General features: G+C 72.2%; 24 protein-coding genes, 2 tRNA genes and 1 other RNA gene. 18 read left to right on the top strand and 9 right to left on the bottom strand.

Annotation, left to right across the window (positions count from 1 at the left end; genetic code table 11):
* Positions 1 to 48: 48 nt before the first annotated feature.
* Positions 49 to 2376, bottom strand: a complete 2328-nt coding sequence (locus tag ACF059_RS21405; protein ID WP_392059420.1) for a DNA polymerase III subunit gamma and tau — start codon at positions 2374 to 2376, stop codon at positions 49 to 51.
* Positions 2377 to 2440: 64 nt separating this feature from the next.
* Positions 2441 to 2539, bottom strand: an RNA gene (gene ffs / locus ACF059_RS21400) — signal recognition particle sRNA small type.
* Between the two features lie 107 nt (positions 2540 to 2646).
* Here ffs and ACF059_RS21395 point away from each other — a divergent pair.
* The 3 genes from ACF059_RS21395 (at position 2647) to ACF059_RS21385 (ending at position 3558) form a co-directional block, all read left to right on the top strand.
* Positions 2647 to 2734: transfer RNA gene (locus ACF059_RS21395), tRNA-Ser, on the top strand.
* 189 nt (positions 2735 to 2923) lie between these two features.
* Complete coding sequence (locus ACF059_RS21390) at positions 2924 to 3139, top strand: type II toxin-antitoxin system VapB family antitoxin (protein WP_392059417.1); 216 nt, start codon at positions 2924 to 2926, stop codon at positions 3137 to 3139.
* The gene (locus ACF059_RS21385; protein ID WP_392059414.1) at positions 3136 to 3558 is read left to right on the top strand and encodes a PIN domain nuclease; all 423 of its coding nucleotides are present in this window, start codon (positions 3136 to 3138) and stop codon (positions 3556 to 3558) included. The genes ACF059_RS21390 and ACF059_RS21385 overlap by 4 nt, the downstream gene beginning before the upstream one ends.
* A 7-nt stretch (positions 3559 to 3565) precedes the next feature.
* On the opposite strand, the gene ACF059_RS21380 is transcribed toward ACF059_RS21385, so the two are convergent.
* The 3 genes from ACF059_RS21380 to ACF059_RS21370 all read right to left on the bottom strand — a co-directional run bounded on the left by ACF059_RS21380 (position 3566) and on the right by ACF059_RS21370 (position 5449).
* Positions 3566 to 4036, bottom strand: a complete 471-nt coding sequence (locus tag ACF059_RS21380; protein WP_392059411.1) for a hypothetical protein — start codon at positions 4034 to 4036, stop codon at positions 3566 to 3568.
* 127 nt (positions 4037 to 4163) lie between these two features.
* Positions 4164 to 4334 (bottom strand): hypothetical protein, encoded by a 171-nt coding sequence (locus tag ACF059_RS21375; protein ID WP_392059407.1) that lies wholly within the window; start codon positions 4332 to 4334, stop codon positions 4164 to 4166.
* A 302-nt stretch (positions 4335 to 4636) separates the two neighbouring features.
* Positions 4637 to 5449, bottom strand: coding sequence for a VOC family protein (locus tag ACF059_RS21370; RefSeq protein WP_392059404.1), 813 nt, complete (start codon positions 5447 to 5449; stop codon positions 4637 to 4639).
* Between the two features lie 105 nt (positions 5450 to 5554).
* On the opposite strand from ACF059_RS21370, the gene ACF059_RS21365 reads away from it, so the two are divergent.
* Positions 5555 to 6166 (top strand): HhH-GPD-type base excision DNA repair protein, encoded by a 612-nt coding sequence (locus ACF059_RS21365; RefSeq protein WP_392059401.1) that lies wholly within the window; start codon positions 5555 to 5557, stop codon positions 6164 to 6166.
* A gap of 76 nt (positions 6167 to 6242) precedes the next feature.
* A complete protein-coding gene (locus ACF059_RS21360) occupies positions 6243 to 6722 on the top strand; it encodes a cupin domain-containing protein (RefSeq protein ID WP_392059398.1) in 480 nt (159 codons plus the stop codon).
* On the opposite strand, the gene opcA is transcribed toward ACF059_RS21360, so the two are convergent.
* The gene (gene opcA, locus ACF059_RS21355; RefSeq protein WP_392059396.1) at positions 6671 to 7603 is read right to left on the bottom strand and encodes a glucose-6-phosphate dehydrogenase assembly protein OpcA; all 933 of its coding nucleotides are present in this window, start codon (positions 7601 to 7603) and stop codon (positions 6671 to 6673) included. The two genes, ACF059_RS21360 and opcA, sit on opposite strands and share 52 nt — an antisense overlap.
* A gap of 92 nt (positions 7604 to 7695) precedes the next feature.
* The gene (locus tag ACF059_RS21350) at positions 7696 to 9330 is read right to left on the bottom strand and encodes a helicase HerA-like domain-containing protein (protein WP_392059393.1); all 1635 of its coding nucleotides are present in this window, start codon (positions 9328 to 9330) and stop codon (positions 7696 to 7698) included.
* Between the two features lie 88 nt (positions 9331 to 9418).
* Between ACF059_RS21350 and ACF059_RS21345 the strand changes: the two genes are divergently transcribed.
* Together ACF059_RS21345 and ACF059_RS21340 are read left to right on the top strand one after the other, a co-directional pair.
* Complete coding sequence (locus tag ACF059_RS21345; RefSeq protein WP_008740979.1) at positions 9419 to 9715, top strand: type II toxin-antitoxin system VapB family antitoxin; 297 nt, start codon at positions 9419 to 9421, stop codon at positions 9713 to 9715.
* 136 nt (positions 9716 to 9851) lie between these two features.
* A complete protein-coding gene (locus ACF059_RS21340; protein ID WP_392059389.1) occupies positions 9852 to 10526 on the top strand; it encodes a LytR C-terminal domain-containing protein in 675 nt (224 codons plus the stop codon).
* A gap of 57 nt (positions 10527 to 10583) precedes the next feature.
* Here ACF059_RS21340 and upp read toward each other — a convergent pair whose 3' ends face one another.
* On the bottom strand, positions 10584 to 11219 hold the full coding sequence (upp, locus tag ACF059_RS21335) for a uracil phosphoribosyltransferase (RefSeq protein ID WP_030010426.1): 636 nt from the start codon (positions 11217 to 11219) through the stop codon (positions 10584 to 10586).
* 198 nt (positions 11220 to 11417) lie between these two features.
* Between upp and ACF059_RS21330 the strand changes: the two genes are divergently transcribed.
* The 10 genes from ACF059_RS21330 (at position 11418) to ACF059_RS21285 (ending at position 18382) form a co-directional block, all read left to right on the top strand.
* Positions 11418 to 12359, top strand: coding sequence for a universal stress protein (locus ACF059_RS21330; protein WP_392059385.1), 942 nt, complete (start codon positions 11418 to 11420; stop codon positions 12357 to 12359).
* Positions 12360 to 12442: 83 nt separating this feature from the next.
* A complete protein-coding gene (locus tag ACF059_RS21325; RefSeq protein WP_361939799.1) occupies positions 12443 to 12622 on the top strand; it encodes a hypothetical protein in 180 nt (59 codons plus the stop codon).
* Between the two features lie 334 nt (positions 12623 to 12956).
* A complete protein-coding gene (locus ACF059_RS21320; protein ID WP_392059382.1) occupies positions 12957 to 13505 on the top strand; it encodes a hypothetical protein in 549 nt (182 codons plus the stop codon).
* 65 nt (positions 13506 to 13570) lie between these two features.
* Entirely contained in the window at positions 13571 to 13999 is a 429-nt protein-coding gene (tadA, locus tag ACF059_RS21315) for a tRNA adenosine(34) deaminase TadA (protein ID WP_361940049.1), read from the top strand.
* 98 nt (positions 14000 to 14097) lie between these two features.
* A tRNA-Ser gene (locus ACF059_RS21310) sits at positions 14098 to 14182 on the top strand.
* Between the two features lie 190 nt (positions 14183 to 14372).
* Positions 14373 to 14663: a hypothetical protein gene (locus ACF059_RS21305; protein ID WP_392059379.1), complete on the top strand. Its 291-nt coding sequence runs from the start codon at positions 14373 to 14375 to the stop codon at positions 14661 to 14663.
* Positions 14664 to 15053: 390 nt separating this feature from the next.
* Positions 15054 to 15215: a hypothetical protein gene (locus ACF059_RS21300; RefSeq protein WP_360898899.1), complete on the top strand. Its 162-nt coding sequence runs from the start codon at positions 15054 to 15056 to the stop codon at positions 15213 to 15215.
* A gap of 229 nt (positions 15216 to 15444) precedes the next feature.
* Complete coding sequence (locus tag ACF059_RS21295; protein ID WP_392059376.1) at positions 15445 to 16428, top strand: RNA polymerase sigma factor SigF; 984 nt, start codon at positions 15445 to 15447, stop codon at positions 16426 to 16428.
* Positions 16429 to 16658: 230 nt separating this feature from the next.
* Positions 16659 to 17498 (top strand): RNA polymerase sigma factor SigF, encoded by an 840-nt coding sequence (locus ACF059_RS21290; protein WP_150518939.1) that lies wholly within the window; start codon positions 16659 to 16661, stop codon positions 17496 to 17498.
* 98 nt (positions 17499 to 17596) lie between these two features.
* Positions 17597 to 18382, top strand: coding sequence for a hypothetical protein (locus ACF059_RS21285; protein ID WP_392059372.1), 786 nt, complete (start codon positions 17597 to 17599; stop codon positions 18380 to 18382).
* Between the two features lie 45 nt (positions 18383 to 18427).
* Here ACF059_RS21285 and ACF059_RS21280 read toward each other — a convergent pair whose 3' ends face one another.
* Positions 18428 to 18667, bottom strand: a complete 240-nt coding sequence (locus tag ACF059_RS21280) for a hypothetical protein (RefSeq protein ID WP_392059369.1) — start codon at positions 18665 to 18667, stop codon at positions 18428 to 18430.
* A gap of 103 nt (positions 18668 to 18770) precedes the next feature.
* Here ACF059_RS21280 and ACF059_RS21275 point away from each other — a divergent pair, with 103 nt between their 5' ends.
* Positions 18771 to 19232 carry a MarR family winged helix-turn-helix transcriptional regulator gene (locus ACF059_RS21275; protein WP_392059564.1) on the top strand — a complete coding sequence of 154 codons (462 nt, stop codon included), beginning with the start codon at positions 18771 to 18773 and terminating at the stop codon, positions 19230 to 19232.
* The last annotated feature ends 11 nt before the right edge of the window (positions 19233 to 19243 follow it).

Below are 19243 nucleotides of genomic sequence, written 5' to 3'. Positions count from 1 at the left end.
AGCCCGCACTCCGGATTCCCTTTCGTGCGGCCACCCAATGAGACGGCCTTACTCGTTCGTATATTCCTCTACCACCGTGGCTCCGAGCTCGCGCACGATCAGGTCGTGACCCGTCAGCGCGCTCTCGACGAGGTCGGGATCGTCCTCCTCCGCGAAGTCGTCCTCGGGGGCGACCGGCGGGGGCGCCTGCTGCGCCGGGGACTGCGAGGCGGGACCCGACTGGTGGGGCTGCTGGGACTGATGGGGCTGCTGCGGCCGCTGGCCCTGCTGCGGCGTCTGCGACTGCTGATGCTGCTGCGGCTGCTGTGCCTGCTGGTACGGCGACGGCTGGTGCTGCTGCGGGGCGGCGCCCTGCGCCGACGCAGCGGCGGGCGGCGGGTTGTAGCCGGAGGCGGGCGGCCCGCCGTACGCGGAGGCCTGGGTCACCGGGACCGGGCCGCCCCCGGCGACCACGGCGTCGATCTTCCAGTTGACCTGGAACTGCTCGGCCAGGACCGCCTTGAGGACGTCCTCACTGCCGCTGCTGGCGAAGTTGTCGCGGGCTCCGGCATTGGGGAAGCCCAGCTGGAGGGTGGTGCCGTCGAAGCCGGTGACCTGAGCGTTCTGGCTGAGAAGGATCCAGGTGAAGCGCCGGCGGTTCTTCACGGCCTCCAGCACGGAGGGCCACATCGCCTGCACCTGCCCGGCGCCCGCCGCCATGCCGGGGGAGGGGGCGGCGCTCGCGGGGGCAGCGGCGGCTGCGGGGCCGGGTACGGGGGCCGGCGCGGGCGGGCCCGCGGGGGCGCCCTGACCGGGCGCGGCCGCGCTGGGCCAGGCACCGGCGGCCGACGCGGGGGCGGCGGGGGCCGAGGCAGGGGCGGCGGCCGCGCCGGCCGGGGCCGCGGCTCCGGGCCAGGCGCCAGGCGCACCGCTCCCCGGCTGCGCCGCTCCGGGCCAGGCGCCCGGCGCGGGTCCGGTGGCGGCCGGCGCGGGGGCGGGCTGCGCGGGCTCGGCCGCGGGCTCGGGGGCCCGTACCGGCGCGGGGGCCGGCTCGGGCGTCCGTACCGGCTCGGGAGCCGCCACCGGCTCGGGGGCCCGTACGGCGGCACGCGCGGCGACGACGCCCCCGCCGGGCCCGGCCGGCGCCATGGCGTGCGCCTCGGGACCGGGCACGTAGCCCATGGCGGGCGATGCGGCCGGCGGCGCGGCGAGCTGCGGCGCCGCGGCGAAGGCGGCGGCCCCGCTGCGCTCCAGCCGGTCGAGCCGGGCCTGGAAGGACCGCTCGTCGTCGAAGGCGGCGGGCAGCAGCACGCGCGCGCAGATCAGCTCCAGCTGGAGGCGGGGCGAGGTCGCGCCCCGCATCTCGGTGAGCCCGGTGTTGACGAGATCGGCGGCCCGCGAGAGCTCCGCGGCCCCGAACACGGACGCCTGGGCCTGCATCCGCTCGACGACGTCGGCGGGGGCGTCGATCAGCCCCTTCTCCCCGGCGTCGGGCACGGCGGCCAGGATGACCAGGTCGCGCAGCCGCTCCAGCAGGTCGGCGACGAAGCGGCGCGGGTCGTTCCCGCCCTCGACGACGCGGTCGACGACCTCGAAGGCCGCCGCCCCGTCCCCGGCGGCGAAGGCGTCGATGACGGCGTCGAGCAGGGAGCCCTCGGTGTAGCCCAGCAGCGAGGTCGCCATGGCATACGTCACACCGCCTTCACCGGCGCCCGCGAGCAGCTGGTCCATGACGGACATCGAGTCACGCACGGAGCCTGCGCCGGCGCGCACGACGAGCGGCAGCACGCCGTCCTCGACGGTGGCGCCCTCCCGCCCGCAGACCTCGCCCAGGTACTCCCGCAGGGTGCCGGGCGGCACGAGGCGGAAGGGGTAGTGGTGCGTCCTGGACCGGATGGTCCCGATCACCTTCTCCGGCTCGGTGGTGGCGAAGATGAACTTGAGGTGCTCCGGCGGCTCCTCGACGACCTTCAGCAGGGCGTTGAAGCCCGCCGAGGTGACCATGTGGGCCTCGTCGATGATGTAGATCTTGTAGCGGCTGGACGCCGGCCCGAAGAACGCCTTCTCGCGCAGGTCACGGGCGTCGTCCACACCACCGTGCGAGGCGGCGTCGATCTCGATGACGTCGATGGACCCCGGTCCGTTCCTGGCCAGGTCACGGCAGGACTGGCACTCCCCGCAGGGAGTGGGGGTGGGACCCTGCTCACAGTTCAGACACCGGGCGAGGATGCGCGCGCTGGTGGTCTTCCCACACCCTCGCGGCCCGCTGAACAGGTACGCGTGATTGACCCGGTTGTTCCGCAGGGCCTGCATCAGCGGGGCAGTGACATGCTCCTGCCCGATGACCTCGGCGAACGACTCGGGACGATAGCGGCGGTACAGCGCAAGGGACGACACGTCTACGAGGTTATCCGGGCCCGCCGACAACGGCGGCCCGCCGAGGCCACGAAGGCCCCCGGGAACGCAAAGCGCCCCCCACGCACCCGCCAGAGCCCACTTACCCTTGCTGCCTTCCGGCCCTGGGGGAGTTGGGTGAGATAGCGCCACGTGAGGGGCTGGCCCCACCCTAGCGGATGAAGGCCCCCGGAATCGAGCCGGACCCCCACCGGGTCTCCCGCCGACGATCACGTTCGCGAGCACCCCTCAACGTCTTGTATTGTTTGCGGCGGAGGATTCGCCTAGTGGCCTAGGGCGCACGCTTGGAAAGCGTGTTGGGGGCAACCCCTCACGAGTTCGAATCTCGTATCCTCCGCCAGTGCCTCACCGGGCACTTGAAGGCCCCGACCGGGAAACCGGCCGGGGCCTTCTGCGTTCCCCGGTCCCCGCCGGCCTCGGGCTTCGGCTGGGTGGTGGACTCGGCGACGCCCCCAGGGTCGTCGCCACCAGCCCCCGGGCACCACAGGAGATATACTTGTCTCCATATTTGATATACGGGAGGTGCACCGTGAGTCGGACCGTGATCGACCTCGATGACGAGCTGTTGGCAGACGTGGCCAAGGCCCTGGGGACCAGCACCAAGAAGGAGACGGTCAACACGGCCTTGCGCGAGGTACTGGAGAACAGGCGGCGCGCGCTGGCTCTGACCCGCCTGCGCGCAGCCGCCGCTGACGGCGCATTCGATCTGACCCTCTTCGAGGACAAGCGGAACTACCGACGGTGAACGCCGCTCTCTACCTGATCGACACCAGCGCCCTCGCCCGGTTCATGCGGGGCGATGCGGAGCAGTACGGCTGGGACCAGGCGGCAGCCGCCGGTCTCATCGCCACGTGCCCCATCACGGAGCTGGAATTCTTCTACAGCGCGCGGTCGGCCGCCGACCGGGCACGCGGCATCGACGACGTCCGCCTGATCTTCGGCTGGGTTCCGGTCGACGACCGCGCCTACGACCGGGCCTGGCAGGTCCAGGAGGCCCTCACCCAACAGGGCAGGCACCGCAGCGCCGGTGCGGTGGACCTCGTCGTCGCCGCGACCGCCGAGTTGCAGGGACTCACCCTTCTGCACTGCGACCACGACTTCGAGTGCATCGCGGCGGTCACCGGCCAACCCCTCCAGTGGTACGGCCCCCAGGGGCGTAAGTAGCCGTGAGCTACCTCGCCGGAGCGTTCGGTGGGGTGGTCCGGTCCTGGCTGACGTAGACGTCGAGGGCCGGGAAGCAGATGGCGTTGTCCGCGCTGCAGATCTCACGGTCGCTCGGCGAAAGACCCACGGTGGGGCGCTCGTACGTCAGCAGGCTCAGCGTCCGGCCGGAGGCGAAGACGGCCGTGGCGTCGCGGATCGGACCCATGCCGGGTCCCGGCTCGCCGGTCGCGGTGTAGTGGTAGGGGCCGTGGCCGCCGTCCACGACGGCGAAGAAGACCGTGCGGGTGTCCGACCTGCCGGGCTGGTCGGGGTACGGCCGGCCCTTGGTCACCAGCCGGATCCCGATCCGCGCCCAGGAGGCGGGCAGCGGGTTGCACGAGGTGGTCACGCCCTCGTACCGGATCTCGGCGAGGCAGTAGTGCCGGTCGTCCGGCATCCAGGCGAGCTCGCCCGCGTCCGGCCCCTCGCGGTGGATCACGATGACCGAATCGTCATCCGGGACCTGGAGATCCGGAACGCGCCGGACCGCGGCCAGCAACGGTCCGTCGGCGGCCGTGACCTTGCCGTCCCCGACCGACGTGGCCGGACCCGAGGTCGACGGCGGCTCAGCCGACGGCGAGGGGGAGGGGGAAGGGGAGGACGAGGGCGCGGGCGGGGGCGACGACGCCGGGGGCCGGGGCGTCCAGGGCTTCGCCGGGGACGGCGCGGCCGCCGGCGACAGCGGTGGGGCGGGCGGCGTCGTGCACGAGCTCACCGCCAGCATCGCCAGACCCCATCCCGCGGCCACCCCGACCGTCCAGCGCCTCATGACATCCGCCCCCGCCGATAGAACTCCCCTGCCAGCGGGGCAGTCTGCCCGATCGCGGGCCCCGGGGATCCGGCGGCCCACCCCCGCTCGTGATCGTTTCTGCGGTGAACGGCCTGCGGCATACGGGTGATTCCCCCGCCGGGGTCTGGCAGGCCGGGACGGGCGGCCGGTATCCCTCCACCGTGGCGGTCGCCGCCCCCCCCCCCCCCCAGCCCCGTGCCCCTGCCGTGAACCACCGGCAGGGGCACGGACCCGTGCGTCCGGGACGGCTCAGCCGAAGCTCGGCATCTCACCGACCGTCGTCGACATGTCGATCACCGCGAAGGCCGCGCCCTGCGGGTCCGTCACCGCCGCGAAGCGGCCGAACGGGCTGTCCATCGGTCCGAAGTGCAGCTTCCCGCCGTGCTTCTTGGTCTTCTCGACCGCCTCGTCGCAGTTCGGGACGCCGAAGTAGATCTGGATGTACGAGGGGATCTGCGGCGGGAACTCCTCGCCCATCTTCATCCGGCCCAGCACCACGTTCCCGGCGCCGCCGAGGCTGAAGACCTTGAAGTCCATGCCGGCCGTCTCGGGGTCGTCGCCCGGGTCCATCTGCTGGGCGGCGTACGGGAACACCTTCGCCAGGAAGTCGTCCGCCTTGTCCGGCTCCCGGGTGAAGACCTCCGCCCAGGCGTACGAGCCCGCCTCGCCCATCTTCTCGAAGCCCTTGTGCTCGCCCGGCTGCCAGACGCCGAAGACCGCGCCGCTCGGTTCCTTCGCGATCAGCATCGTGCCGAAGGCGCCCACCTGCATCGGGCCCATCAGCACCTCGCCGCCGGCCGACGTGACCTTCTCGGCCGTGGCCGCCGCGTCCGGCGAGGCGAAGTACAGACACCACTGCGACGGCGCGTCCGCCCCCGGCATCGGAGGGACGACGGCCGCGACGGCCTTGCCGTCGGAGTAGGCCTGCGTGTAGTTCCCGTACTCGGTGCTGGCCTCGCCGAAGGTCCAGCCCAGCACGTCGCCGTAGAAGGCCTTGGCGCCCTCCACGTCCGTGAACATCGCGTCCACCCAGCACGGCGCGCCTTCGGTGAACTCCGTCATGATCGATCGACTCCTCGGCTCGTAGCGGTTCCCGCCGTCGTAGTCACGCTAGGCGCGCGGTGTGCCGCCCGCGCGGGGAGCGCACCCGCGCGGGACGCTGGTCCCATGGACAAGGACATCACCATCCGGCTGGCCCAGCAGCCGCAGGCCGACGCGCTGCTCGGCCGGAGCCCGCTCGCCGCGCTCGTCGGGATGCTGCTGGACCAGCAGGTGCCGATGGAGTGGGCCTTCTCGGGGCCCTGGACGATCGCCCAGCGGATGGGCGCCGACGATCTGGACGCGCACGCCATCGCCGCGTACGACCCGGAGGCCTTCGCCGCGATGCTCTCCGAGAAGCCCGCCGTGCACCGCTACCCGGGGTCGATGGCGACGCGGATCCAGCAGCTGTGCGCGTACCTGGTGGAGCACTACGGCGGGGACGCCGAGACCGTCTGGGCCGATGCCGCGAGCGGGGAGGAGCTGCTCAAGCGCCTCAAGGCGCTGCCCGGCTTCGGGGAGCAGAAGGCGAAGATCTTCCTGGCGCTGCTGGGCAAGCGGTTCGGCGTGCGGCCCGCGGGCTGGCGGGAGGCGGCGGGCGGGTACGGCGAGGCGAACGTCTACCGGTCGGCCGCCGACATCACGGGCCCGGAGTCCCTGGCCAAGGTGCGGGCGCACAAACAGGAGATGAAGGCCGCGGCCAAGGCGGCCAAGGCGGCGAAGCCCGCCGGGGACTCCTGAGCCCACCGATTGACCGGTCGCAGAGAGGTCCGATTGACCCCTGTGGCCGGTCTCTCGCGTCCATAGATTGGTGGACATGACAGAGATCGCGACCGCGACGCGCGCGGCCACCGCCGAAGCCATCCACGACGCCCCCGGCAGCCTCATCACGCTGCTCACGGACACCGCCGAGCTCACCTGCAACACCGCCACCTTCGACGAGGGCGCGCACGGCGCCCCGGTGCACTTCCACACCAAGGCCACCGAGTTCTTCCACGTCACCGAGGGACGGCTCGACGTCCTCGTCGGGGAGGAGATCCAGACCCTCGCCGCCGGTGACTTCCTCGCGATCCCGCCGGGCGTCAAGCACGCCTTCGCCCCCGCCCCCGGCCACACCGCCCGTGTCTTCGTCGGCTTCACGCCCGGCATGGGCCGCTTCGACTACTACCGGCTGCTGGGCCGGGTCCACGCCGGCGAGGCCACCGTCCAGGACATCAAGGACAGTTCATCGGCCTACGACAACCACTACGCCGAGAGCGGGGCCTGGAGCGGCCGTCGCCGCAGCGCCGAGCCGTAGACCACGTCCGCGTCCAGGCGGCGCAGTTCCTCCGCGATCAGTTCGGCGCCGCTGCGGATCTTCAGGGCCACCTTGCGGTCGGGGCTCCCCGGCAGGGACAGGGTCGCCAGCACGCCCGCGGGCCGGTCCACCCGGATCTCCCCGGCCGTGGTCCGCAGGCTGACCCCGGTGATCACCGGCCCCTCGGTCGCCACGCGGTCCACCGGGACCCCCAGCCGGTCCTCCAGCCAGCGCGCCAGCAGCTCGGCGCTCGCGTTCTCGGGCTCGCTCTCCACCGCCGCGCCGGTCACCGGCAGCGGCTTCTGGTCCAGGGCGGCGGCCAGAAGGGCCCGCCACGGCGTCAGCCGCGTCCACGCCAGGTCGGTGTCGCCGGGCTGGTACCCCGAGGCCCGCTCGTCGAGCACGCCGACCGGGTCGAAGGCCGCGGCCGCGTCCGTGATCCGGCGCTGGGCGAGCGCGCCCAGCGGGTCCCGCGCCAGGTCGGCAGGGGCGTCGGCCGGCCACCACGCCACCACCGGCGCGTCCGGCACGAGCAGCGGCAGGACGACCGATCCGGCCTGCTCGGTCAGCGCCCCGTGCAGGCGCAGCAGCACGATCTCCCCCGTGCCGGCGTCCGAGCCGACCCGCAGCTCGGCGTCCACCCGGCTCGCGCGGAGCTTGTGCTGGCCGCGCGAGGTCCGCTTGATCACCGCGATGATCCGGCAGGGGTGCTCGCGCGAGGCCTCGGAGGCCGCGCGTACGGCGTCGTAGGCGTTCTCCTCGTCGGTGACCACGACGAGGGTCAGCACCAGACCCATGGTGGGACTGCCGATGGCCCGGCGCGCTTCGAGCAGGGCTCGGTTGACTTTGCTGGACGTGGTGTCGGTGAGTTCGGTCCGCATGTACCGAGTCTGTCAGCGTGGGCCCTCAACGCGTCACCCCGGCCGGGTTCTTCCTGCCGGGGGCTTCCGGCCCTGGTCTTTGGGCCGCGGTCTCAGCGGCGCCTGCGCGCCGTCCCGAAGATCGAGCGCGAGATCTCCCGGCCCACCTGCGTCCCGATCGAACGGGCCAGCGAGCGGAACAGTCCGCTCCCGATCACCTGTTCGGCCAGCGACGGATCCGGCTTCGGGGCGCCGCGCCCGGCCTTCGCCGCCTCCTTCGCCGCTTCCCGCTCCGCCTCCTTGGCCTGCGCCTCGGCCCGCTTCTCGGCCTCGGCGGCCGCCGCGGCGGCCTCCGCCCGCGCCTCGGCCGCGGTCTGCTCGGCGGTGATCTTCTCGTACGCAGACTCCCGGTCGACCGGCTCGGCGTAGCGGGCGTAGAGCGGCGAGGAGGTCACCGCCCGGTCCAGAGCCGCCGCCTCGACCGGCCCCATCAGCGACTGCGGGGCGCGCAGCCTGGTCGCCGCGACCGGGGTCGGGGCGCCGTTCTCGCTGAGCACGGTGACGACGGCCTCGCCGGTCCCCAGGCCGGTGAGCAGCTCCTCCAGGTCGTAACCGGAGTGCGGGAAGGTCCTCACGGTCGCCTTCAGCGCCTTGGCGTCGTCGGGGGTGAAGGCGCGCAGCGCGTGCTGCACGCGGTTGCCGAGCTGGGCGAGCACGTCCGCCGGTACGTCCTTCGGGGTCTGCGTCACGAAGAAGACGCCGACGCCCTTGGAGCGGATGAGCCGCACCGTCTGGGTGAGGGACGCGAGGAAGGCCTTCGAGGCCCCGTTGAAGAGCAGGTGCGCCTCGTCGAAGAAGAAGACGAGCTTGGGCCGTTCCAGGTCGCCGACCTCCGGCAGGTCGTGGTAGAGGTCGGCCAGCAGCCACATCAGGAAGGTGGAGAAGAGCTGCGGCTTGTCCTGGACCGCCGCGAGCTCCAGTACGGAGACGGTGCCGCGGCCGTCGGCGGCCGTACGGAGGAACTCGGCCGTGTCGAACTCCGGTTCGCCGAAGAACTCCGCGGCGCCCTGCTGCTCGAAGGTGGTCAGCGCCCGCAGGATCACCCCGGCCGTCACCGTGGACAGTCCGCCGATGCCCTTGAGCTCGGCCTTCCCCTCGTCGGAGACGAGGAAGGCGACGACCGCGCGCAGGTCCTTGAGGTCGATCAGCTCCAGGCCCTTGGTGTCGGCGTAGTGGAAGATCAGGCCGAGGGACTGCTCCTGGGTCTGGTTGAGCTGGAGCACCTTCGACATCAGCACCGGGCCGAAGCTGGTGACCGTGGAGCGGACGGGGATGCCGGGGCCGATCCCGCCGAGCGCGTAGAACTCGCTGGGGTATGCGGTGGGCTCCCACGTCTGGGCGACCTCCCGGGCCCGTTCGGCGGTCTTCGGGTGGGCGGCGCCGGGCGCGGAGATCCCCGAGACGTCCCCCTTGACGTCCGCGAGGAAGACCGGGACGCCGGCTGCCGACAGCTGCTCGGCGATGAGCTGGAGGGTCTTGGTCTTGCCGGTACCGGTGGCGCCGGCGACCAGCCCGTGGCGGTTGAGCATGGACAGCGGGATGCGGATCTGGTGATCGGGCAGGCAGGCCCCGTCCCAGAGCAGTGCCCCGAGGTCGAGCGCGGGGCCCGTGAAGGCGTACCCGGCGATGATCTTCCCGGCCGGTCCTGTCGGGTCCGCCGGGGTGGCGGGGGCGCTGCTCTCGCTCATGGATCACTCCCCAAATAGCACTGTTCGCCACTTTTGCACCGCCGCTGCGAGGCTGCGCCCGCAGGCACGGGCCCGGTAGGCTTTCCGTGTGATCTTCAAGCGCATCGGAAGCGGACGGCCGTACCCCGACCACGGCAGGGAAACCACCCGGCAGTGGGCGGATGTCGCCCCGCGCCCGGTCCGGCTCGACCAGCTCGTGACGACCAAGGGTCAGCTGGACCTCGAAACGCTGCTCGCCGAGGACTCCACCTTCTACGGCGACCTGTTCGCCCATGTCGTGAAGTGGCAGGGCGACCTCTATCTGGAGGACGGTCTGCACCGCGCCGTGCGCGCCGCGCTCCAGCAGCGCCAGGTGCTGCACGCGCGCGTCCTCGAAATGGACTGACCCGCTTCACCTACGGGCCGGCCCGCCTCGCCAAGGGGCTGGCCCGCTTCGCGTGGATTGCGCCTTTCGGGTCTCCATTGACCTATCAGCAGATCATTTAGTAGGCATCGCCACGAGGCGGCACTACGCTGCGCCCATGAGCATGCTCACTCCCCCCGGCATGGGCGGAAAGTACCGCGTCACGGGAGCGGCCTACCCCCGCATGAGCCGTAAGCGGAGCCGTCGTCGGATCGTCCTCGCCGTGCTCGGCTCGGTCCTCGCGCTCGCCCTGGTCGGCTACGGGGCGCTGCAGCTCATCGACGTGTTCCGGGGCGACAGCCCCAAACGGAACACGGCTGCGGGTTCCAAGGACTGTCCGGCCTCGTCTTCGAAGGCGGCCGCCAAGGGCGGCGCCGAGGCCGCCTCCGGCGCCTCGGCCCCGGCCGCACCGGCCGTCGTGCTCCCCGAGCCCGCGTCCATCACGGTCAACGTGTACAACGCGACGCCGCGCGCGGGTCTGGCCAAGGCCGTCGGTGACGAGCTGGCCAAGCGCGGCTTCGTCATCGGCAACGTGGGCAACGCCCCGGCCGACTTCGACAAGAAGGTCCCCGGCACCGGGATACTGCTGGGCTCCCCCACGACCGACAAGGCCGCGTACTCCGTCCTGGGCACCCAGCTCGGCGGCACCACCCAGCAGACCGACGCCCGCGAGGGCGCGGACATCGACCTGATCCTGGGTGACGCCTTCAAGGAGCTCAGTACGAAGGAGGACGCGGACAAGGCGCTGGCCGTCCTGGCCCACCCCGTGCCCGCGCCCGCCAAGAACTGCTGAAGCGCCGGACCGGCGCCCCACGGGGCGCCGGACGGTCTACTCGTTACTCGTTACTCGCTACTCGGCCGACCCGTACATCCGGTCGCCCGCGTCGCCCAGGCCCGGCACGATATAGCCGTGCTCGTTGAGCCGCTCGTCCACCGCGGCCGTCACCACCGTCACCGGCGTGCCCGCCAGCTCGCGCTCCATGATCTCGACGCCCTCGGGCGCGGCCAGCAGCACCACGGCCGTGACGTCGTCGGCGCCGCGCTTGATCAGCTCCTGGATCGCCGCGACGAGCGTGCCGCCCGTGGCGAGCATGGGGTCGACGACGTAGACCTGCCGGCCGGAGAGGTCCTCGGGCATGCGCGTCGCGTACGTGGAGGCCTCCAGGGTCTCCTCGTTGCGGACCATGCCCAGGAAGCCCACCTCGGCGGTCGGCAGCAGCCGCACCATGCCGTCGAGCATGCCGAGACCGGCGCGCAGGATCGGCACGACCAGCGGGCGCGGGTGGGAGAGCTTCACACCGGTGGTCGGGGCGACCGGCGTCTCGATGTCGGCCTGCTCGGTGCGCACGTCGCGGGTGGCCTCGTACGCCAGCAGGGTCACGAGCTCGTCGGCCAGCCGCCGGAAGGTGGCCGAGTCGGTGCGCTTGTCGCGCAGGGTGGTGAGTTTGTGCGCCACCAAGGGGTGATCGACGACCTGCAAACGCACAACATCCTCCAAAACTCAGCCTGCGACCTGCAAAAACGGCCGCACGACGCGACCTGCACCCAAAAGGCTACGCGCTGACGGGGGCCCTTCGCGTCCGAAGCGGCGGCCACGCCGGTGCGCCTCGTGCCGCGGCGCGTGCCCGCAACCGCGCTGCGGCCTGCGGATGCGGCCCGCCCGGACGCCCAGCACGCTGGACCCATGGGCAACACACCGGTGATCGCAGCCGTCGACGGATCCGAACACAGCCTCAAGGCCCTGGAGTGGGCCAGGGCGGCCGCCCTCCGGCACGGTACGGGGCTCATGATCGCCCATGTCCTGCCCGACCACGCCCAGTTGTACGCCGGACGCCGCTCGGCCCTGCACGACGCCTCGGAGCCGGAGGAGTTCGCCGATCCGGTGGCCGAACGGGTCCGGGCCCTGCTCGGCGAGCGCGACGAACTGCCCGAGGGGGTCCAGTACGAGTCGCTGGAGGGCTCCGTCCCCGAGGCCCTGCGCGTGATCGGGGCGGAGGCCCTGATGCTGGTGATGGGCTCCCGGGGGCGCGGGGACCTCGCCAGCCTGCTGCTCGGCTCGAACAGCCGGGCCGTGGCGACCACGGCGCCCTGCCCGGTGGTGGTGGTCCCGCACGCGGAGCGGAAGGTGCCCGACGCCGCCGCGGAGCAGTCCGCGGGGAAGGTGGTGCTCGGGCTGCACGCCGCCGAGACCCCCGACGACGTACTGGCCTTCGCGTTCACCGAGGCGGCCGTGCGGGGGACCACCGTCCAGGTGGTCTCGGCCTACTCCGTCCCACCCGCCCCGACCATGGTCATCGACAGCCCCTTCGCGGTGATCCCGCCGGAGGGCCTGGCGGACGGCGGGGACGGCGTACCGGCCGAACGGGAGATGCTGCGGTCCCAGACGGAGCGGCTCGCGCCGTTCCGCGCCCGCCACCCGGACGTCCCGGTCGAGCAGGCCGCCGTACCGGGCGACCCGGCGGGCCGCCTGGTCACGGCCTCCCGGTCGGCGGCGCTGGTCGTGGTGGGCCGCCACCACCCGCGGCGCACCGCCATGTCCTTGCTGATCGGCTCGGTCGCCAACGCGGTACTCCAGCACGCGCACGGCCCGGTCGCCGTCGTCCCGACCCTCACGGACGACGTCTGACCTGCGAAGGGGTGGCATCAAACGGGCTGTCCGGGGGAAGGTGGGTGCGAGGGGGGACGACCGACCAGCCAGGGTGGTGGCCGATGCCCGACACCGAGCCGAGCGACGACATGCCGGAGACCCCGGCGCAGCGCCGAGCACGCCGCGCCCAGTTCCTGCGCGACCTGATGGAGGCGCGCGAGCTCCGCGACCGCGTCCAGCCCCGCCGCGCCCGCGCGGCCCGCATGCGCCAGCAGATGCGCATGCGCACCTTCCGCTGGTAGCGCCTGCCGCTCGTTGCACCTGCCGCTCGCAGCGCCTGCCGCTGCTGCGCCTACCGCTGGTAGCACCTGCCGCTGGTAGCGCCTGATGCCCCGCCGGGCCTCCGGGGGCGCCACCGCCGTCGGCGCCGACACGCCCACGCCCCCACACCCCGTACGGCCCCCGCCACGGCAGGCAGCGGCACGCCACCGCGCCGAAGACCTCTCGCAAAGCCGCCGTTTCTGCCACGATGCCGATTGGGCGGGGTGAGGACGGCGAGCAGCACGGCCGCCGAACCCCAACCTCCGGCCGGGGGGACCTCCAACCGGCACGCCTAAGACCAGTGGGAGAGTCACGGTGTACTTCGCCGCACTGCTCGCGCGCACCGAAGACGGGTGGGAAGCGAGCGACATGGAACTCGACGACGTCGAGTCCCTCAGTGATCTGATCGATCTCGCCCGTTCCGCCGCTGTCGACGACGACACGGTGGTCGCCCTCATCGAGCAGGAGGACGCCTGGTTCGGCGTCGTCCGCGTGGACGGCGAGGAGGACCCGCGGTACTTCGTATCGAACGCCTCCGCGGCCGCCCGCAGCTCCTACGGCTCGATGCTGACCAAAGAGCTGCTGGGCAGCGACGAGGAGGAGGACGAACTCGACGAGCTGGACCTGGACGGCACCGAGGACGGCGAAGAGGACGCCGTCGCCGTCTACACGGACGAGGACACCGACGAGGACGCGGTGGGCGGGACCGGCGCGGAGCCGGTGCCGGCCGGTCCGCTCGGCGACCCCCGCCTGCTGGACGACCTCGGGGTGACCCACAAACAACTGATGGCCCTCGACGGGGACGCCCTCTCGGAGATCGCCGAGTCCCTCGGCGCCACCGAGGTCCTGGAGGCCGTTCGCTAGTGACCCCCTTGCACGACCCGCTCACCCTCGGTCCCGATCCCGTACGGGACCCGTGGCGGGACTCCATGCGCCTGGCGCTCCAGGAGGCCGCCCGGGCGGTGCCGGCCGGCGATGTGCCGGTCGGCGCCGTGGTGCTCGGCCCGGACGGGAACGTCCTCGCCACCGGCTACAACGAACGCGAGGCGACCGGCGACCCGACGGGGCACGCCGAGGTGGTGGCGCTGCGCCGGGCCGCCGCCGCACTCGGGGAATGGCGGCTCGCGGGGTGCACCCTCGTGGTGACCCTTGAACCGTGCGTGATGTGCGCGGGCGCGCTCGTGCAGTCCCGCGTCGCCCGGGTCGTCTACGGCGCGGACGACGAGAAGGCGGGCGCGGCCGGGTCGCTGTGGGACCTCGTACGGGACCGCCGGCTCAACCACCGGCCCGAAGTGATCCGCGGCGTCCTCGCCGAGGAGTGCGCCCGGCAGCTGACCGACTTCTTCCGCGACCTCTGAAGCTCCCGCAAGCCTCCGGTGGCCTCTGGACGGGGATTCCGCACGCGCGGCGGACACCGATTTCAGAGCATGCCGCTCCGTAGGCTAGGATCCATCTCGGTAGTGTGTCCGAGTGGCCGAAGGAGCTCGCCTCGAAAGCGAGTATGGGGCAACCCATCGGGGGTTCAAATCCCTCCACTACCGCTCCGGTCGAGAGCCCCACCCGCGAGGGTGGGGCTCTCGTCGTATGACGGGTCGCGCCGTATGAGGGTCGCGTCGCATGCGGTCTCGCCGCTTGGGGATCTGCTCGTACGCGCACCGGGCGGGCGTTGCGCCGCGCCCTGTCCGGAGTACGGCGGGCGTGACCGCCCGCCCCCTCGGCCGTTGTCACGGCATGACCAAGACCCAGCGCATGCTCGCCGCCTTCGCCCTCGCGGGGGCCGCCGCGGGCCTCGCCGCACCCGCCGCCTCGGCCTCCCCGATCGCCCCGCTCACCCTCCCGGACCTGCCGGTGCCGACGCAGGGCATGCCGGCGGGGGCCCAGCCCGCCTCGGTCCAGGAGATCGGCTCGAAGCTCAGCGAGGGCGCCAACCAGCTCAACGCGCTCATGGACCTGCCCAACCAACTGGCGCCCGTGATCGCCCCCGTACAGCCCCTCACGGACCTGGCCGGCGCCATCGAGTAGGCCGAGGGGGCCGAAGTAGGCCGAGTGGCCCCGAGGACGCGCACGCGAAGGAGGCCCCGACCGGGGTCGGGGCCTCCTTGGCGTGGGACGGGGGAAGTGGCGTCGGGGGGACGAAGCCACTTCCCCCGATGAGGACGGGACCTGCTCGTCCGCGCCACAGGCAGGGGGAGCCCGCGGCGCGGACCCCGCAGTGAGGTCCTGTCCCTCACCCACCGGTTTCCTGCCAGAGCCGGTGGGCTCCCCTCCATCCTGCGTCCTCCACGACCGCGGACCCGGCGGCAAAGGGCCCGGATCGGTGGGTCATTGGTCCTTAAAGGACAGGTGAGTGTCCGATCCCGACCGGTTAGACTCACCCGACTTGCAAGGACCGGTTGGGGAGGCCGCCCGCTCGTGGACACCAAGAAACTCATCACGGGTGCCCTCACCGTGTTCGTCCTCTTTGTGATCATCACTCAGCCGAAGAGAGCCGCCGAGCTCGTGGAAATAGGCTTCCAGGGGATATCGGATGCCGCGTCCGGTATCGGCGAGTTCATGACCGAACTGGTGCGCTGAACCCGTACGCTGAAGCGGTTCCCGGACTTCCGGCCCCCCACTCCGACGGGTGGGGGGCTTTTGCATACCCCCCATTGGAAACATTGCCCTGGTATGCCCAATTTGCCCTCAACACGGCGATATACGGTGCTTGCACACAGTGCACATCTCTTGTGATGCTATGACCGCTTTTGACCGATGAGTTGACTGAAGGGGTGGCGTGACCGTGCCGGCCAGTACTGCGCCTCAAGTGCCACCCCAGCAGGACCCCCAAGTACCGCCCCCACCGGAGCCCCGCCAGGAACTCCGTCAGGAGCCGCAGCAGGAACGCCAGGAGCCGCGCCACGACGCCCTCCCGGAATCGCGGCACGAGTCCGACCCGGAACCCCAGCGGGAAAGCCACGAGGACCCCCCTCAAGAGCCCCGCCAGGAGCCGCCCGAGGAGCCCCCGGCGCCTTCCAGACCCCCGAGCCGGGGCGCGGACACCCGGGCCCTGACCCAGGTGCTCTTCGGGCAGCTGAAGGGCCTGGATCCGGGCACCAGCGAGCACACCCGGGTGCGCGGAGCCCTCATCGAGGCCAACCTCCCGCTCGTCCGGTACGCGGCCGCCCGCTTCCGCAGCCGCAACGAGCCGATGGAGGACGTGGTCCAGGTCGGCACCATCGGGCTGATCAACGCGATCGACCGGTTCGACCCGGACCGCGGCGTGCAGTTCCCCACCTTCGCGATGCCGACCGTCGTCGGCGAGATCAAGCGGTACTTCCGCGACAACGTCCGCACCGTCCACGTACCGCGCCGCCTCCACGAGCTGTGGGTCCAGGTCAACGCCGCCACCGAGGACCTCACCACCCTCCACGGCCGCACCCCGGCCACCTCCGAGATCGCCGAGCGCCTGCGCATCACCGAGGACGAGGTGCTCTCCTGCATCGAGGCCGGGCGGAGCTACCACGCCACCTCACTGGAGGCCGCCCAGGAGGGTGACGGCATGCCCGGGCTGCTGGACCGCCTCGGCTACGAGGACCCGGAGCTGGCCGGGGTCGAGCACCGCGACCTCGTCCGGCACCTGCTCGTACAACTGCCCGAGCGCGAACAGCGGATCCTGCTCCTGCGGTACTACAACAACCTGACGCAGTCCCAGATCAGCGCCGAGCTCGGCGTCTCCCAGATGCACGTCTCCCGACTCCTCGCCCGGAGTTTCGCCCGACTGAGATCCGCAAACAGGATCGAGGCGTAACCGTAACGAGTGGAGATCATCCACACGTTTCCCGACAGAACGGGCTGATCCCCTTCTGACCTCTTCTGTCGCTGGAGATATATGTCGACTTGGCGCTACAGCGTGTTGCCGACATGTGACATTCTGCTGGAACCGCGTTTGCCGCAGCCCCGCCTCCGGTATTCAGGTGGAGGCTGCGTTCCTCCGACGGGCGCGCCGCACGCGACCGTCCGCGACCTCAAGGGGGTGGCATGTCCGTAGACCAGGGCAGCTCCAAGGTGCTCACGCTCGTCAAGAGCCCGGCACCGGCCGTGTCCGACCGCTCGGAAGCCATCGACACCCGCACCCTGTCCCGCTCCCTCTTCCAGCGACTTGCCGCCCTGGACGCGGACAGCCCCGACCGGGTGTACGTACGCGACACCCTGATCGAGCTGAACCTGCCCTTGGTCAGGTACGCCGCCGCCCGGTTCCGGAGCCGCAACGAGCCGATGGAGGACATCGTCCAGGTCGGCACGATCGGCCTGATCAAGGCGATCGACCGGTTCGACTGCGAACGCGGGGTCGAGTTCCCGACGTTCGCGATGCCGACCGTCGTGGGCGAGATCAAACGATTCTTTCGGGACACCTCCTGGTCCGTCCGCGTACCGCGCCGGCTCCAGGAACTGCGCCTCGCGCTGACGAAGGCCAGCGACGAGCTCGCCCAGAAACTGGACCGCTCGCCGACCGTGCCGGAGCTCGCCGCCGTGCTCGGGGTCTCGGAGGAGGACGTGGTCGACGGTCTCGCCGTCGGCAACGCCTACACCGCCTCCTCGCTCGACTCGCCCTCGCCCGAGGACGAGGGCGGCGAGGGCTCCCTCGCGGACCGCCTCGGCTACGAGGACACCGCGCTCGAAGGCGTCGAGTACCGCGAGTCACTGAAGCCGCTGCTCGCCAAACTCCCGCCCCGGGAACGGCAGATCATCATGCTCCGGTTCTTCGCGAACATGACGCAGTCGCAGATCGGCGAGGAGGTCGGCATCTCCCAGATGCACGTCTCCCGGCTGCTGACCCGCACGCTGGCGCAACTGCGCGTAGGCCTCATCGGGGAGTGAGCGGGGAGTGACCCGGGACCGGCCGAGGCCCGGCCCCGGCTGACCGAGGGGGCCGTCGCGCGCTTCCCAATTGACGCTCCGTCAGGAAAACTGGCGCGATGCTGATGCGCAAGGGATCGCGAGGGCCTTCGCGGGCGGCCACCCTGCTCGCCCTGTCCTGCACGGCCGCCGCCGGCCTCACCGGCTGCGGCGGCCCGGCACGGGACGGCTACGTCGCCGTGGGCGCCGCGGCCCCGGGCCCCGAACGGGGGGCCGGGCAGAACGTGGCCCCGCAGGGGCAGGTGGAGTTCCAGCAGCTCGGCGGCCCGTCCGCGGCGGGCGGGTCCTCCGTGTCATCCGGTACGTCGGCCAGTCCCCCCGGATCCCCGACACCGGCCGGCTCCGCACCGGGCGGAGCGACGACCACCGCCCCCGGCGGCTCCGACCCCGCCCGCGGCACCCCGCCCGGGCCGGGTTCCCCCACCACCGCACCCGGCACCCCGCCCGGGCCGGCCGGCCCGCCCGGCGGGTCGACGAAGCCGGGCACGACGACTCCGCCGGGCACCACGACTCCGCCGGCCCCGCCGCCCGCGACGACCCCGGCGAAGCTGACGCTGTCCACGCCGGTCAGGACGGCCGCGGCCGACCGCTGGTGCGAGCGGGTCACCGTCACCTTCACCAACACCGGCACGACCGCGGCCCGTTCGGGCACGGTCAGCTTCGCGACCCACGTCATCGGCGCCCTCGGCGTGGACTGGGCCACCCTCACCACGACCCAGCCCCTGCCCGCGCCCATCGCGGGGGGAACGGCGCGGACCCAGACCTACACGGTGTGCGTGGAGGCGTGGCGGGTGCCGCTGGGCATGCACGTGGACACCCAGCGGGTCACGGCCACCTGGAGCTGAGGGGCGGGTGTTCTGTGGATCAGGCGGTCAGCGCAGGTCCGGCGGTCAGTGCAGGACCACCCAGGCCGCTGCGCCGATCACGAGGACCAGCGCGATGATCAGCCCCAGCTTCGCGGTCTGCTTCGCGGGCGCGGACTGCGCCTGCTCCGCGCGGCGCTGCTGGCGGGCTCCCGGGCCCGCCTGCCGGGCCGGTGCGGCCTCCTCGACGAACGCCCGGAACATCTGAGTGCTGCCCGCGGGGTCGTAGTTGCCCTCGGGGCCCTGTGAGTTGTGGTTCGCAGCCATGGAGCAGGACCCTAGCCGGTTTTGGCATTCCTTTACCGCCCCACCCCCCGGATTCATTTGCCTGTAGCAACCATTCGCTTCTATGGTTGCCCTAAGCAACGAGATGAAGGGGCGTCGGGTGACCGCGCAGACGAAGCCGACGGCTGGGACCACCCCGACCCCGCACGAGGAGCTGGCCCGCCAGCTCCTCGGCATCGGCGCGGTCAAGCGCGAGCTCGCCGGCCACCTTCCCCCCGACTGCCCGCCCGGCGCCGCCGCCGTCCTCACCGTGCTCGACCGGCACGGGGAGATGCGGCTGAGCCGGCTGGCCGAGTTCATGGCCGTCGACATCTCGGTGACCAGCCGGCACGTCACGCACGTCGCCGACCGCGGCTGGATCGCGCGCGAGACCGACCCGGGGGACGGGCGCTGCCGGATCCTGCGGCTCACCCCGGCCGGACGGGCGCTGCTCACCGAGCTCGGCGCGCGGTACACGGCCGCGGTGGAAAGAGCCCTCCACGACTGGTCCGCCCAGGACATCGACGTACTCAACACCCTGCTGGCCCGGCTCCGATCGAGCTTCTAGACGAAGGAAAG

It is taken from the genome of Streptomyces sp. NPDC016562, from assembly GCF_043076955.1.
GTDB lineage: Bacteria > Actinomycetota > Actinomycetes > Streptomycetales > Streptomycetaceae > Streptomyces.
Note: the sequence above shows the minus strand (reverse complement) of the source record. Positions and strands in the feature narration are given on the sequence as shown.

Bases quoted from the DNA above. Each gene is read 5' to 3' on its own strand.
- ACF059_RS21375 (WP_392059407.1), bottom strand. From the start codon at position 4,334: ATGGGGTCTGGCGATGCTGGCGGTGAGCTCGTGCACGACGCCGCCCGC.
- ACF059_RS21370 (WP_392059404.1), bottom strand. From the start codon at position 5,449: ATGACGGAGTTCACCGAAGGCGCGCCGTGCTGGGTGGACGCGATGTTC.
- ACF059_RS21365 (WP_392059401.1), top strand. From the start codon at position 5,555: ATGGACAAGGACATCACCATCCGGCTGGCCCAGCAGCCGCAGGCCGAC.
- ACF059_RS21360 (WP_392059398.1), top strand. From the start codon at position 6,243: ATGACAGAGATCGCGACCGCGACGCGCGCGGCCACCGCCGAAGCCATC.
- opcA (WP_392059396.1), bottom strand. From the start codon at position 7,603: ATGCGGACCGAACTCACCGACACCACGTCCAGCAAAGTCAACCGAGCC.
- ACF059_RS21350 (WP_392059393.1), bottom strand. From the start codon at position 9,330: ATGAGCGAGAGCAGCGCCCCCGCCACCCCGGCGGACCCGACAGGACCG.
- ACF059_RS21340 (WP_392059389.1), top strand. From the start codon at position 9,852: ATGAGCATGCTCACTCCCCCCGGCATGGGCGGAAAGTACCGCGTCACG.
- ACF059_RS21330 (WP_392059385.1), top strand. From the start codon at position 11,418: ATGGGCAACACACCGGTGATCGCAGCCGTCGACGGATCCGAACACAGC.
- ACF059_RS21325 (WP_361939799.1), top strand. From the start codon at position 12,443: ATGCCCGACACCGAGCCGAGCGACGACATGCCGGAGACCCCGGCGCAG.
- tadA (WP_361940049.1), top strand. From the start codon at position 13,571: ATGCGCCTGGCGCTCCAGGAGGCCGCCCGGGCGGTGCCGGCCGGCGAT.
- ACF059_RS21305 (WP_392059379.1), top strand. From the start codon at position 14,373: ATGACCAAGACCCAGCGCATGCTCGCCGCCTTCGCCCTCGCGGGGGCC.
- ACF059_RS21290 (WP_150518939.1), top strand. From the start codon at position 16,659: ATGTCCGTAGACCAGGGCAGCTCCAAGGTGCTCACGCTCGTCAAGAGC.
- ACF059_RS21285 (WP_392059372.1), top strand. From the start codon at position 17,597: ATGCTGATGCGCAAGGGATCGCGAGGGCCTTCGCGGGCGGCCACCCTG.
- ACF059_RS21280 (WP_392059369.1), bottom strand. From the start codon at position 18,667: ATGGCTGCGAACCACAACTCACAGGGCCCCGAGGGCAACTACGACCCC.
- ACF059_RS21275 (WP_392059564.1), top strand. From the start codon at position 18,771: ATGAAGGGGCGTCGGGTGACCGCGCAGACGAAGCCGACGGCTGGGACC.